The organism is Nocardioides anomalus (assembly GCF_011046535.1).
In the GTDB taxonomy this organism is placed as follows: Bacteria; Actinomycetota; Actinomycetes; order Propionibacteriales; family Nocardioidaceae; genus Nocardioides; species Nocardioides anomalus.
Genome location: NZ_CP049257.1, coordinates 2,824,639 through 2,837,713, shown reverse-complemented (window position 1 = coordinate 2,837,713; position 13,075 = coordinate 2,824,639). Strand labels below are relative to the sequence as shown.

Annotated in this window: 12 protein-coding genes; 9 read left to right on the top strand and 3 right to left on the bottom strand. The window is 72.5% G+C overall.

What is annotated here, in order from left to right:
* The first annotated feature begins 14 nt into the window (after positions 1 to 14).
* From glgP to G5V58_RS14240, 5 genes are all read left to right on the top strand, one after another.
* Complete coding sequence (gene glgP, locus G5V58_RS14260) at positions 15 to 2,594, top strand: alpha-glucan family phosphorylase (protein WP_165233930.1); 2,580 nt, start codon at positions 15 to 17, stop codon at positions 2,592 to 2,594.
* A 176-nt stretch (positions 2,595 to 2,770) separates the two neighbouring features.
* Entirely contained in the window at positions 2,771 to 5,257 is a 2,487-nt protein-coding gene (locus G5V58_RS14255) for a malectin domain-containing carbohydrate-binding protein (protein WP_165233928.1), read from the top strand.
* Positions 5,258 to 5,326: 69 nt separating this feature from the next.
* Positions 5,327 to 5,563, top strand: a complete 237-nt coding sequence (locus tag G5V58_RS14250; RefSeq protein ID WP_165233926.1) for a hypothetical protein — start codon at positions 5,327 to 5,329, stop codon at positions 5,561 to 5,563.
* Between the two features lie 40 nt (positions 5,564 to 5,603).
* Positions 5,604 to 6,362: a membrane protein insertase YidC gene (yidC, locus tag G5V58_RS14245; protein WP_165233923.1), complete on the top strand. Its 759-nt coding sequence runs from the start codon at positions 5,604 to 5,606 to the stop codon at positions 6,360 to 6,362.
* Between the two features lie 9 nt (positions 6,363 to 6,371).
* Complete coding sequence (locus G5V58_RS14240; RefSeq protein ID WP_165233920.1) at positions 6,372 to 6,869, top strand: SHOCT domain-containing protein; 498 nt, start codon at positions 6,372 to 6,374, stop codon at positions 6,867 to 6,869.
* 15 nt (positions 6,870 to 6,884) lie between these two features.
* Here the strand turns inward: G5V58_RS14240 and glgX are convergent, their stop codons facing one another.
* Positions 6,885 to 9,032, bottom strand: coding sequence for a glycogen debranching protein GlgX (glgX, locus tag G5V58_RS14235; RefSeq protein WP_165233917.1), 2,148 nt, complete (start codon positions 9,030 to 9,032; stop codon positions 6,885 to 6,887).
* 43 nt (positions 9,033 to 9,075) lie between these two features.
* Between glgX and G5V58_RS14230 the strand changes: the two genes are divergently transcribed.
* The 4 genes from G5V58_RS14230 (at position 9,076) to G5V58_RS14215 (ending at position 12,121) form a co-directional block, all read left to right on the top strand.
* The gene (locus G5V58_RS14230; RefSeq protein ID WP_165233914.1) at positions 9,076 to 9,855 is read left to right on the top strand and encodes an enoyl-CoA hydratase/isomerase family protein; all 780 of its coding nucleotides are present in this window, start codon (positions 9,076 to 9,078) and stop codon (positions 9,853 to 9,855) included.
* 5 nt (positions 9,856 to 9,860) lie between these two features.
* A complete protein-coding gene (locus G5V58_RS14225; protein ID WP_230486630.1) occupies positions 9,861 to 10,232 on the top strand; it encodes a hypothetical protein in 372 nt (123 codons plus the stop codon).
* 98 nt (positions 10,233 to 10,330) lie between these two features.
* Positions 10,331 to 11,125 (top strand): electron transfer flavoprotein subunit beta/FixA family protein, encoded by a 795-nt coding sequence (locus G5V58_RS14220; RefSeq protein ID WP_165233911.1) that lies wholly within the window; start codon positions 10,331 to 10,333, stop codon positions 11,123 to 11,125.
* A gap of 33 nt (positions 11,126 to 11,158) precedes the next feature.
* Positions 11,159 to 12,121 carry an electron transfer flavoprotein subunit alpha/FixB family protein gene (locus G5V58_RS14215; RefSeq protein WP_165233908.1) on the top strand — a complete coding sequence of 321 codons (963 nt, stop codon included), beginning with the start codon at positions 11,159 to 11,161 and terminating at the stop codon, positions 12,119 to 12,121.
* Positions 12,122 to 12,202: 81 nt separating this feature from the next.
* On the opposite strand, the gene G5V58_RS14210 is transcribed toward G5V58_RS14215, so the two are convergent.
* Positions 12,203 to 12,613 carry a hypothetical protein gene (locus tag G5V58_RS14210; protein WP_165233905.1) on the bottom strand — a complete coding sequence of 137 codons (411 nt, stop codon included), beginning with the start codon at positions 12,611 to 12,613 and terminating at the stop codon, positions 12,203 to 12,205.
* Positions 12,610 to 13,059, bottom strand: a complete 450-nt coding sequence (locus tag G5V58_RS14205; RefSeq protein ID WP_165233902.1) for a hypothetical protein — start codon at positions 13,057 to 13,059, stop codon at positions 12,610 to 12,612. The genes G5V58_RS14210 and G5V58_RS14205 overlap by 4 nt, the downstream gene beginning before the upstream one ends.
* Positions 13,060 to 13,075 lie beyond the last annotated feature (16 nt).

The following is a 13,075-nucleotide window of genomic DNA, read 5'->3' as shown; positions in this document are numbered from 1 at the left end:
GTTAGCGTCGGTGGGTGCGTGCGATCCGTCGGTTCACCGTCCGTCCTGTGCTCCCCGAGGCGCTCTCGGCGCTGGGGGACCTCGCGAACAACCTGAGGTGGTCCTGGCACCCGCCGACCCAGGACGTGTTCGCCGAGGTCGACCCGGAGCTGTGGGAGTCCACCGGCCGCGACCCGGTCAAGCTGCTGGGCGCGGTGCCGAAGGCCCGCTTCGAGGAGCTGGCCTCCGACCCCGGCTTCGTGGAGCGGCTCGGCGCGGTCCAGGCCGACCTCACGGCGTACCTCACCGAGGACCGCTGGTACCAGCGCAAGGTCCAGGACGGCCCGCGCGCGATCGGCTACTTCTCGCCCGAGTTCGGCATCACCGCCGTGCTCCCGCAGTACTCCGGCGGCCTCGGCATCCTGGCCGGTGACCACCTCAAGGCGGCCAGCGACCTCGGCACGCCGATCATCGGCGTCGGCCTGCTCTACAAGCACGGCTACTTCAAGCAGTCGCTGTCGCGCGAGGGCTGGCAGCAGGAGAGCTACCCCGTCCTCGACCCCGACGGGATGCCGATCTCGCTGCTGCGCGAGGCCGACGGCACCCGGGCCAGCATCGAGATCGAGATGCCCGACGGCCCGCCGCTCGTGGCCCGGATCTGGGTGGCCTCGGTCGGCCGCGTCCCGCTGCTGATGCTGGACACCGACGTCGAGGGCAACCCGCAGCACTTCGTCGACATCACCGACCGCCTCTACGGCGGCAACAGCGAGCACCGGCTGCGCCAGGAGCTGCTGCTCGGCGTCGGCGGCGTCCGCGCCCTGCGCGTGTTCTGCCGGCTCACCGGCCACCCCGCCCCCGAGGTCTTCCACACCAACGAGGGCCACGCCGGCTTCCTCGGCATCGAGCGGATCCGCGAGCTGACCGTGGCCGAGGACGGCCCGAAGGTGGACTGGGACACCGCGCTGGAGATGGGTCGCGCCTCGACCGTCTTCACCACCCACACCCCGGTCCCCGCCGGCATCGACCGGTTCCCGCGGACCCTGGTCGAGCAGTACTTCCCCGGCGAGACCGGGGCGACGCCCGGCGTACCGCTGGAGAAGCTGCTGGCCCTCGGCACCGAGGACTACGCCGGCGGCGACGCGACCGTCTTCAACATGGCCGTCATGGGGTTCCGCCTGGCCCAGCGCGCCAACGGCGTCTCCCAGCTGCACGGCCACGTGAGCCGGGAGATGTTCAACGGCCTGTGGCCCGCCTTCGACGAGGCCGAGGTCCCGATCGGCTCGATCACCAACGGCGTGCACGCCCCCAGCTGGGTGGCCCGCGAGATGTTCGACCTGGCCGCCTCCCAGGGCGCCGACGTGCACACCGACGACGTCGAGGCGTTCCTGTCCGTCGTGGACAAGGTCCCCGGCAACGAGGTCTGGGCGGTCAAGCGCGTGCTGCGCGAGCGCCTCGTCAAGGACGCCCGCCGCCGCCTGGCCAGCTCCTGGCGCAAGCGCGGTGCCGCCGCCGCCGAGCTCAAGTGGATCGACAACGCCCTCGACCCCGACGTGCTCACCATCGGCTTCGCCCGCCGCGCCGCGTCGTACAAGCGGCTCACGCTGATGATGCGCGACCCCGAGCGCCTCAAGCGCCTGCTGCTCCACCCCGAGCGCCCCATCCAGCTCGTCATCGCCGGCAAGGCCCACCCCGCCGACGACGGCGGCAAGAAGCTGATCCAGGACATCGTCCGGCTCTCCGACGACCCCGAGCTGCGCCACCGGATCGTCTTCCTGCCCAACTACGACATCGCCATGGCCAAGCCGCTCTACCCCGGCTGCGACGTGTGGCTCAACAACCCGCTGCGTCCCTACGAGGCCTGCGGCACCTCCGGCATGAAGGCCGCCCTCAACGGCGGGCTCAACCTCTCCATCCTCGACGGCTGGTGGGACGAGTGGTACGACGGCGACAACGGCTGGGCGATCCCCACCGCCGACGGCGTCGACGACGTGGACAAGCGCGACGACCTCGAGGCCGAGGCCCTCTACGACCTCATCGAGAACGACGTCGCGCCCCGCTTCTACGACCACGACCACGAGGGCGTCCCCGGCCGCTGGCTCGAGATGGTCCGGCACACGCTCAAGAGCCTCGGCCCCAAGGTGCTGGCCACCCGCATGGTCCGCGACTACGTGCGCGACCTCTACGCCCCCGCCTGCCACAACGCGCGCCTGCTGAACGCCGACTACACCGGCGCGGCCACGCTCGCGGCCTGGAAGAAGCGCGTCAAGAGCGCCTGGCTATCGGTCCGCGTCGAGCACGTCGAGTCCTCCGGCGTCGGTGACGCCGCCGAGGTCGGTGCGGTGCTCTCCGTGCGGGCCTTCGTGTCCCTGGGCGACCTCGCGCCGGACGACGTGCACGTGCAGGTGCTGCACGGCAAGATCGACAGCAACGACGTGCTCGCCGACGTCACGGTGCGGGACCTGGCGCTGGCGGAGACCTACGACGGTGGGCGCTACCGGTTCGACGGCGACGTCGAGCTCGACCGCGGTGGGCCGTTCGGGTACACCGTGCGGGTCATCCCGCGCAACGAGCTGCTGACGTCGGTGGCGGAGCTGGGCGTCGTCGCGGTCGCCTAGCAGCTGCGTCGGTCTGACAGCCGCGGTCCGGGGCACCACAGGCCCACGCCACGCCCGAGCCGAGCAGCAGCGTGGCGGACGTACCTACAAACGGTGATGGCGTGACCAGGGCGACTGCCTAGCGTCAGGTGTGCCGTGGCGGCCCGAGGCTGCCCACACCTCTGCAGGGAGTCTTCATGACCGATCGTCGGCACCGGACCGCGCTGGCTGCTGCCGCCGTCTCCGCAGTCTCCGCCGCGCTGCTCGCCGTGGTCCCCGGCCCAGCCGGCGCTGTGAACGCGGACCTCGGCAGCAGTGTCGTCGCCGCCAAGCCGGTGGCGTTCACGCCGCACGTCATGAACGGGTCCGTGCAGGCCATCACCCAGATCGGCAACCGGATAGTCGTCGCCGGGACGTTCACCAAGGTGAGCCCGGCGGCCACCTTCAAGGACACCTCGGACGACCTGGTGCGCAACCGGATCTTCGCCTTCGACGCCACCACGGGGGTGATCGACCCGTCGTTCAACCCGAACCTGAACGGCGCCGTCAACTCCCTGGACACCGACGGCACCTACGTCTACGCCGGTGGCGCCTTCAGCGCCTCGGGCGCCAACACCGCGACCAAGCGCGTGGTGAAGCTGACCGCGACGGGCAGCGTGGTGACCACGTGGACCCCGCAGCCCAACCTCGCCGTCAACGAGGTCGTGGTGCGCGGGTCCCGGGTCTTCATCGGCGGGGCCTTCACCGCCGTCAAGGTGGGTCGCGTGAGCACGCCCCGCGGGGCTCTCGCGGCGCTCGACAGCAGCACCGGCGCCGTCCTGGCGGGGGTCGACGTGCCGTTCACCGGGGTCTACGACCCGGCCAACGACGGTGGCGGGACGACCAACATCACCCGCTTCGACATCAGCGCAGACGGTTCCCGCCTCGCCGCGATCGGCAACTTCGCGACCGTCGGCGGGCTGCCGAGGGTCCAGCTCGCGGTCCTCGACACCTCGGGAGCGACCGCGGTGGTGGCCCCGTGGGCGACCAACCGCTACGACCGCGCGCACAACTCCTGCGCAGGCGTCTTCGACACCTTCACCCGCGACGTCGACTTCGCCCCGGACGGTTCCTACTTCGTGGTGTCGGCCACCGGCGCCTTCGCCGGTGGAGCCGCGGCCGGCACGATGTGCGACACGGTGAGCCGCTGGGAGACGGCCAGCGTCGCCAACGACCCGACCTGGGCCTCCTACACCGGCGGCGACACGACGTACGGCGTGGCGGTGACCGGCGGTGTGGTCTACGTCGGTGGCCACATGCGCTGGCAGAACAACCCGTACCAGGGTGACCAGGCCGGCCCCGGCGCCGTGCCGCGGGAGGGCATCGCCGCCCTCGACACCGTCAACGGGCTGCCGTTGAGCTGGAACCCCGGACGGGCCCGCGGGGTGGGCGCTCAGGCGCTGTTCGCAACGCCCGTCGGGCTCTGGGTCGGCAGCGACACCACGCAGATCGGCGGTGCCACCCGCGGCCGCCTGGCGCTGATGCCGCTCGCCGGCGGCACCACCGTGCCCACCGTGGCGGCTGCCACGCTGCCCAACGACCTGTTCGTGGCCCAGCGGACCACCGGTGCCGGCAGCAACGTGCTGTACCGCGTGGATGCCGCCGGCCCGCCGCTCCAGGCTGCCGACGGCGGGCCGGACTGGAGCTCGGCGGACGGTCTGGTCGACGGCGGGAGCGTCGCCGACTGGGGCGCGACCGTCCCCCGGGACGCCACCGTGCCCGCCACCACCCCTCCCTCGATCTTCCAGGCCGAGCGCTACGGCCAGCAGGACTGGAACCTCCCTGTCGCGGCCGGCAAGCACGTGACCGTGCGGCTCTACTTCGCCAACCAGTACGGCGGCACGTCGCAGCCGGGCCAGCGCGTCTTCGACGTCCTGGTCGACGGAAGCACCTTCCTCGACGACTTCGACATCGCCGCCGCCGCCGGTGACCGGACCGGGACCATGCGCTCGCTCCAGCTCACCACCGACGGTGATGGCATCGACATCGACCTGCGCGCCGTCGCCGAGAACCCGCTCATCAACGGCATCGAGGTCATCGACAACGACGCGAGCACCGGCACGGGGACCGCCGGAGTGCTGCAGCGGCGGGCGGTCGACGCCAACGGCACCCCGACCGGGCAGCCGGGGACCGCGAACACGGCGATGGACTGGTCCACGGTCCGCGGCGCCTTCCTGCTCAACGGCACCGTCTACTACGGCAAGGCCGACGGCTCGCTCTACAAGCGCACCTTCACCAAGTCCTCGGGTGCGACCGGAGCCGAGAAGGTGGTCAACCTGTACGACGACCCGGAGGACGGCACCCGGATCCCGTTCCCCATCGGCAACCTGACCGGGATGTTCTACGACCCGACCCTGCACCGGATCTACTACACGGTCTTCGGGGACAGCCGGCTCTGGTACCGCTACTTCACCCCGGAGAGCGGCGTCGTCGGCGCCCTGACCTTCGAGGCCGACGCGGGCGGGGTGAGCTTCGCCAGCGCCGCGGGGGTGACGCTGGCGTCGGGCCGGATCCTCTACGGCTCCTCGGTCGACGGCTCGCTGCGCAGCGTGCCGTTCGCCGGAGGCAGAGTGACGGGCTCGCCGACGGTGGTCAGTGCGGACGGCACGTGGCGCTACCGCGCGATCATGGTGCCCAACACCTGAGCCGCGCGACGACCCGGCGACGGGCGATCCTCGACGGCTGGGCCCGGGGGGCGCGTAGATTCGGCAGGCATGGCCCTGCTGATGACCCTCGCGGCGCAGCCGTTGAGCGCCTCAGGGCTGGCTGCGGTGCTTCTGGCCGGCATCACCCTGGCCGTCGTCGCCCACGTGGCACGACCGGTGCCGGTCCTCGTCGCGGTGGCCGTCCGCGAGCCGGGTCGTGGGTTCGTGGAGGTCCCGCTCGTGGCGGGACGGGCCACGGACGGGCCGCGGCACCCGCACGCTCCGCGGGCTCCCGGGGTGCGCTGACGTCCGTCAGCCCACCCCCCTCACCCCAGGAGCCCCGAAGGTGTCCCTGCTCGACCCGTTGTCCCATGCCCTCGCGACGGTCGTGGCCGTCGCCCACGCCGGCCTCACCGGGGCCGGTCTCGATCCCGGCTCCGGCACGACCTGGGTGCTGAGCGTCGCGGCGGTGGTCGTCACCGTGCGGCTCGCCCTCGTGCCGCTGGCCGTGCACGGCGCCCGGCAGGCGCGGGCGGCGGCCCGGGCGCGGCCGCAGCTGCGGGCGCTGGCCGAGCGCTACCGCGACCGGCGCGACGCCGCGAGCCTCCGCGCGTACGCCGAGGAGCGGCGCGCGGTCGCGGCCGAGCACCGGCTGTCGCCGTGGGGCTGCCTGCCGCTGCTGGCGCAGCTGCCGGTGTGGTTCGCGCTCTACCACCTGCTCACCGACGTGGCCGCCGGGACGCCGGTCGGCGCCCTCGACGGCGGCCTGGTGGCCTCGCTCGGGGCGGCGACCGTGCTCGGCGTACCGCTGGCCCAGCGGGGCTACCTCGGCGCCGGTGCCGCCCACCTGGCCGTCGTGGCCGGGCTGGCGCTGGGCGCCGCGGCGCTGTCGTTCCCCACCCAGCGGCTGGCGCTGGCGTCGGCGGACGTGCCCGAGGCGATGGCCCGGGTGCAGCAGCTGCTGCCGGCGCTGTCCGTGGCGGGGCTCCTGGTCGCGGGCGGGTTCGTGCCGCTGGCCCTGCTCGTCTACTGGGGGCTCAACAACGGCTGGACCCTCGGGCAGACCGTGGTGCTGCGCCGCCTGGTCCCAGTCGGCTCGGGCTAGCCTGCGGGCGTGCGACGGGTGCTGGCGGGGCTGCTGCTCGGACTGCTGCTGACCCTGGCGGCGGCCCCGGCGCTGGCCGACCCCGGCTTCCCTGGCGACGACTGCACGCCGAGCGCCACGGACCCCGGCACCCTGGACTGCGGGAGCGACGAGCTCGACGACGGCGGCCTCAGCCCCGGCGACGACGTCGGTCAGGTCTTCGCGGTGGTGGCGGTCCTCGTCGTGGTCCTGGGCGTGTGCGGGGTGATCGTCAAGGTCTCGCTCGCCCGGGGCATGGCCCGACGCTCGGGCATGGACGAGACCGAGGCGACCGCCATGACCCTGCTCAGCGACGACGGCCTGGACGCGACCTACCTGGCCAGCAACCTGCGACCCACCCAGCCCGCGGCCCCGACGCAGCGGCCGGTGGCCGAGCGGCTGGCCGAGCTGGACGGCCTCCGGTCCCAGGGGCTCGTCACCGAGGCGGAGTACGCCGAGCGGCGGGCCGCGATCCTCGCCTCGCTCTGAGCTCCGAGCCGGGCCTCAGACCTCGCGCAGCACCACGACCGAGCGCGCGCCCAGCCGCATCCGGTCGCCCGCCTTGACCTGCGTGCCCACGGGGAACCGCGGGTTGGTCGAGAGCACCGCCTCGCCGACCTCGACCCAGTCGGCGACGGGCAGGTGGACCTGGACGGGCTGGTCGCCGGCGTTGAGGAAGATGGCGAAGGACTTGTCGTTCTGCTGCTCGCCGCGCGGGCCGGGGGAGCGCAGGGGGGCGCCGGAGACCACCATGCCGAGCGAGGTCAGCGAGTGGTCGTGCCAGTCGTCGCCGGCCATCTCGCGGCCCGAGGGGTGCAGCCAGGCCAGGTCCTTGGGGCCGCCGCGGATGGTGGGCCGGCCCTCGAAGAAGTGCCGTTGGCGCAGGGCCGGGTGCTCGCGGCGCAGCCGCAGGGCGGCCTTGGTGACCTCGTAGACGTCGAGCCAGGCGTCGTCGGGGCGCCAGTCGATCCAGGAGGTCTCGTTGTCCTGGCAGTAGGGGTTGTTGTTGCCGCCCTGGGTGCGGCCGCGCTCGTCACCGGCGGTGATCATCGGCACGCCGTTGGACAGGCACAGCGTGGCCATCAGGTTGGCGGCCTGGCGCCGGCGCAGGCCGAGGATGGTGGCGTCGTCGGTCTCGCCCTCGACGCCGTGGTTCCAGGAGCGGTTGTTGTCGGTGCCGTCGCGGCCGTGCTCGCCGTTGGCCTCGTTGTGCTTGTGGTCGTAGCTGACCAGGTCGCGCACGGTGAAGCCGTCGTGGGCGGTGACGAAGTTGACCGAGGCGTACGGCGAGCGGCCGTCGTCGGCGTACAGGTCCGAGGAGCCGGCGAGGCGGGTGGCCACGGTGCGGATGCCGGAGGAGCGGCCGTTCCAGAAGTCGCGCAGCTCGTCGCGGAACTGGTCGTTCCACTCCACCCACGGCGGGGGGTACTCGCCGACCCGGTAGCCGTCGGCGGAGGCGTCCCACGGCTCGGCGATGAGCTTGACGTGGCGCAGGACGGGGTCCTGGCCGATGGCCACCAGCAGGTGGCTGCGCATGTCGACGACCTGGCCGGTGCGTGCCAGCGCGGAGAGCAGGTCGAAGCGGAAGCCGTCGACGTGCATCTCGGTGACCCAGTAGCGCAGCGAGTCCAGGACCATCCGCAGCGCGAAGGGGTGACTGGTGTCGACGGTGTTGCCGCACCCGGTCACGTCCCAGTAGGTGTCGTGGAACGGAGCGCCGGCCGGACCCGGCGCGACCCGGTGGTAGACCTTGTCGTCGAGCCCGCGGAAGGACAGCGTCGGTCCCTCGACGCCGGCCTCGGCGGTGTGGTTGTAGACCACGTCGAGGATCACCTCGAGCCCGGCGGCGTGGAAGGCCTGGACCATCTGCTTGAACTCGGTGACCTGCTGCCCGCGGTCCCCGCTGGAGGAGTACGCCGCGTGCGGGGCGAAGAAGCCGATCGAGTTGTAGCCCCAGTAGTTGACGAGCCCACGAGCGGCCACGGCCGGCTCGGTGACGAACTGGTGGATCGGCAGCAGCTCGACCGCGGTGACGCCGAGGTCGCGCAGGTAGTCGATGACCGCCGGGCAGGCCAGCCCGGCGTAGGTCCCGCGCAGCGGCTCGGGCACCCGGTCGTGCAGCTGGGTCATGCCCTTGACGTGCAGCTCGTAGATGACCGAGTCGCGCCAGCGGCGCCGCGGCGGGCGGTCCGCGCCCCAGTCGAAGGTCTCGTCGACGACCACGCTGAGCGGCACCTTGCCGAGCGAGTCCTGGGAGTCGCGGGCCTCGGGCGCGCCCACGGCGTACCCGAAGATGGCCGGGTCGTAGGAGAGCGTGCCGCTGACGGCCCTGGCGTAGGGGTCGAGCAGCAGCTTGTGCGGGTTCAACCGCAGCCCCTGCTCGGGCGCCCACGGCCCCGCGACCCGGAAGCCGTAGCGCTGTCCGGGCCGGATCCCCGGCAGCGCGCAGTGCCAGATCCCGAGCGACTGCTCGGTGAGCCGGTGCCGGGTCTCGACGCCGTCCTCGTCGATGAGACAGACGTACGCCGCGGTGGCCTCGGGCGCCCACACGGCGAAGTTCGTCGCCTCCTCGGTCCAGGTCGCGCCGAGGTGGTGGTTGGTTCCGGGCCAGACGGGCTGCACCTCGTCGCGCGTCCGCCAGAGTCCGGGCATGGGGGCACTCTAGAGAGCGCGGGCTCCTGGGTAGGGTCCGGCCATGGGTGAGTTCGTGAGGCTCGAGGTCAGCGACGGCGTGGGCACCATCCGCCTCGACCGGCCGAAGATGAACGCCATCAGCTTCCAGGTCCAGGCCGAGCTGCGCGAGGTCGCCGCGGAGGCCACCGAGCGCGACGACGTCCGGGCCGTCGTGGTGTACGGCGGGGAGCGGGTCTTCGCCGCCGGCAACGACGTCAAGGAGATGGCCGAGCTCTCCTACGCCGACATGGTCAAGCACGGCGCCTCGGTGCAGTCCGCGGTGACCGCGGTGGCGCGGATCCCCAAGCCGGTCGTCGCGGCGATCACGGGCTACGCACTGGGTGGCGGCTGCGAGCTGGCCCTGGCCGCCGACGTCCGCTTCGCCGCCGAGGACGCCCAGCTCGGGCAGCCCGAGATCCTGCTCGGCATCATCCCCGGCGCCGGCGGCACCCAGCGGCTCGCCCGGCTGGTCGGGCCGAGCCGGGCCAAGGAGCTCATCTTCACCGGCCGGTTCGTGAAGGCCGACGAGGCGCTCGCCATCGGACTGGTCGACCGGGTGCTTCCCCGGGACGACGTGTACGCCGAGGCCGTGGCCTGGGCGGCGCGGTTCACGTCAGGTGCCGCGCTGGCCCTGCGGGCGGCCAAGGAGGCCGTCGACCGCGGCCTGGAGGTCGACCTGGACACCGGGCTCGAGATCGAGCGCGCGGCGTTCGCCGGCGTCTTCGCCACCGAGGACCGGACCACCGGTATGCGATCCTTCGTCGAGAACGGACCGGGGAAGGCGACCTTCGAAGGCAGGTGAGCCACGTGGCGGACAAGACTGACACCAAGGCGGAGGCGTCGGGCACGTCCGGCGCGAGCGGGCGCGGGGCCGAGAGCGTGCGGCTGGTGCGGCTGCGGCTGGCCCAGCTGCTCTGGCTGGTCTTCCTCCTCGCCGCGCTGTTCCTGGCCGTCGGCGCGCTGCTCATCGCGGTGGACGCCAACCGCGACAACGACCTGGTCAAGTTCGTGCTCGAGGGCGCCGACCGGGTCGATCTCGGCATCTTCTCCAAGGACAACGGCATCAAGCAGTTCGGCGGCGACGACCCCGAGACCAAGAACGCCCTCTTCAACTGGGGCATCGGCGCTGTGGCCTGGCTGATCGTCGGCCGGATCGTGGACCGCCTCGTCCGTCCCTGATCCTCCCGCCGGCACGACCGTGACAGTCCTGGTGTGAGGAAGGCGACGCGCGAGGCCCGTGTCACCCGTCGTGACACGACGGTAACCTCCGAAGCACCATGAACATTCTTGTCTGCGTCAAGTACGTCCCCGACGCCACCGCTGACCGCACGTTCGAGGACGACGGCACCGTCGACCGGGTCGGAGTCGACGGGCTCCTGTCCGAGCTGGACGAGTACGCCGTCGAGCAGGCCCTCCAGCTGAAGGAGAAGGGCGAGGACATCACCGTCACCGCCCTCTGCGTCGGGCCGGAGAAGGCCGTCGACGCGGTCCGCAAGGCCCTGCAGATGGGCGTCGACCAGGGCATCCACGTGGTCGACGACGCGATCGCCGGCTCCGACTACGCCGCGACCTCGCTGGTCCTGGCCAAGGCCGTGGAGAAGGTCGCCGGCGACGGCGGCGTCGACCTGGTCATGTGCGGCATGGCCTCGACCGACGGCGCCGCCGGCATCATCCCGGCGATGCTCGCCGAGCGGCTGTCCTGGCCGCAGGTCACCATGGCCTCGGTCGTGGAGACCCAGGGCGACCAGGTCCGCGTCAAGCGCGACAGCGACACCGCGACCGAGGTCATCGGCGCGACGATGCCGCTGGTCCTCTCGGTGACCGACCAGTCGGGCGAGGCCCGCTACCCGTCGTTCAAGGGGATCATGGCGGCCAAGAAGAAGCCGCTCGAGACCTGGTCGCTCTCCGACCTCGGGGTCGACGCGGGCCAGGTCGGCCTCTCCGTCGCCTGGACCACGGTCGAGGACACCACCGCCCGCCCGCCGCGCAGCGCGGGTGAGGTCGTCAAGGACGAGGACGGGTCCGGCGCCGGCGCGCTGACCGACTTCCTCGCGTCCAAGAAGTTCATCTGAGCCACCGACGCTTCCGAACGAACAGGGATCCTCATGTCTGAAGTACTCGTGCTCGTCGACCACCTCGACGGTGCGGTCCGCAAGCCGACCTACGAGCTGCTGACCATCGCCAAGCGGCTCGGCGAGCCGTCGGCGGTCTTCATCGGCCCGGCCGACAAGGCCACCGAGGTCGCCGACAAGGTCAAGGCGTACGGCGCCGAGAAGGTCTACGCCGTCGACGACGCCCAGATCAAGGGCTACCTCGTGGCCCCGGCCGCCGAGGCCCTCCAGCAGCTGGCCGAGAAGGCGTCGCCGGCCGCGATCCTGATCCCGTCCTCGGTGGGCGGCAAGGAGATCGCCGCGCGCCTGTCGATCAAGCTCGAGTCCGGGCTGATCACCGACGCCGTCGACGTGCAGGCCGAGGGCGGTGCCCCGGTCACCACCCAGTCGGTCTTCGCGGGCAACTACACGGTCACCGCCAAGGTCACCCAGGGCACGCCGATCATCACGGTCAAGCCCAACTCGGCCGCGCCCGAGGAGTCCGCGGGTGCGGGCAGCGTCGAGGAGTTCACCCCGGAGATCTCCGAGGCCGCCAAGACCGCTCAGATCGTGGCCTCCCAGCCGCGCAAGGCCTCGGGTCGCCCCGACCTGAACGAGGCCGCGATCGTGGTCTCCGGCGGTCGCGGCACCGGTGGCGACTTCGAGCCGATCGAGGGCCTGGCCGACGCGCTCGGCGCGGCCGTCGGCGCCTCGCGCGCCGCGGTCGACTCCGGCTGGATCGCGCACACCTTCCAGGTCGGCCAGACCGGCAAGACCGTCAGCCCGCAGCTCTACATCGCGGCCGGCATCTCCGGTGCCATCCAGCACCGCGCCGGCATGCAGACCTCCAAGACCATCGTCGCGGTCAACAAGGACGAGGAGGCCCCGATCTTCGAGCTCGTCGACTTCGGCGTGGTCGGCGACCTCAAGACCGTCCTGCCCGCCGCGACCGAGAAGGTCAACGAGCGCAAGGGCTGAGCGCCCGCCCCCGGCTTGTAACGCTCAGTTACAGGAACTCCCGACCCGTTCGAACGGGTCGGGAGTTCCCGTAACTGAGCGTTACAAGCGGGCGGGGCGTCGTGCGGCCAGCCCGAAGCAGACCGCGGCCAGGGCGAGGGCCACGGTGCCGCCGGTGAGCCCCGCGGTCAGGTGCAGGACGACGCCGGCGGCGCAGACGCTCGCGGCGCCAAGCAGCAGCCGGGGCCTCCCGAGCCGCCAAGCCAGCACGACCAGCAGCACGGCGCCGACCACGAAGAAGCGGGCCGTGCTCGTGGTGCCCGTCACCGAGCCGTCGAAGCCCGGCACGTAGTAGCCGGGCTGGTAGGTGCCGGAGTAGCAGTAGCCGTCGTAGTCGCAGTAGCCCGAGGTGTAGTAGCCGGTGGTGACGTAGCCCGGCACGGCATACGCACCCCACGGCAGTCCGAGGGCCAGCACGGCCAGGGCGAGCCCGACGGCGCGCAGCCGGCTCACGTACGTCGGCCGGGCAGCACCCAGCAGTGGGCCACCGCGCAGGCCACGGCCGCGGTCATCGCGAAGCCGGTGCCGGTGGTGACCGAGGGCAGGAAGGCCGCCACCCAGAAGAACAGCAGTACGCCGGTCGCCAGCGCCACGGCGTCCCAGGACTTGGTGCGCGGCTCGGGCTTCCAGCCGACCGGGAGCAGGTGCACCAGCGCGGCCAGGGTGGCCACGACCGACCAGGTCGTCCAGACCTCGTAGCCGCGCCGGGCGTCCTCCATCACCGCGAGCGCGACGACGGTCAGCGCGATGGTGGCCACCGCGAAGGCCAGGCTGACCAGGGTGGTGCGGTCCGCGGGCTGCGGCGCGGCGGCTGGCGGCGCGGCCGGCGGGGGCGGCAGCGGCGGCGGCGGCGGGGTCGGGCTGATGGGCCGGGTGGCGTCCTCGGGAGGCTGGGTCACGGCAGGACCCTACGAC

Excerpts from the sequence above, each read along its gene's own strand:
- G5V58_RS14250 (WP_165233926.1), top strand. The coding sequence starts at position 5,327 with ATGGCCCTGCTGATGACCCTCGCGGCGCAGCCGTTGAGCGCCTCAGGG.
- G5V58_RS14230 (WP_165233914.1), top strand. The coding sequence starts at position 9,076 with ATGGGTGAGTTCGTGAGGCTCGAGGTCAGCGACGGCGTGGGCACCATC.
- G5V58_RS14220 (WP_165233911.1), top strand. The coding sequence starts at position 10,331 with ATGAACATTCTTGTCTGCGTCAAGTACGTCCCCGACGCCACCGCTGAC.
- G5V58_RS14215 (WP_165233908.1), top strand. The coding sequence starts at position 11,159 with ATGTCTGAAGTACTCGTGCTCGTCGACCACCTCGACGGTGCGGTCCGC.
- G5V58_RS14255 (WP_165233928.1), top strand. The coding sequence starts at position 2,771 with ATGACCGATCGTCGGCACCGGACCGCGCTGGCTGCTGCCGCCGTCTCC.
- glgX (WP_165233917.1), bottom strand. The coding sequence starts at position 9,032 with ATGCCCGGACTCTGGCGGACGCGCGACGAGGTGCAGCCCGTCTGGCCC.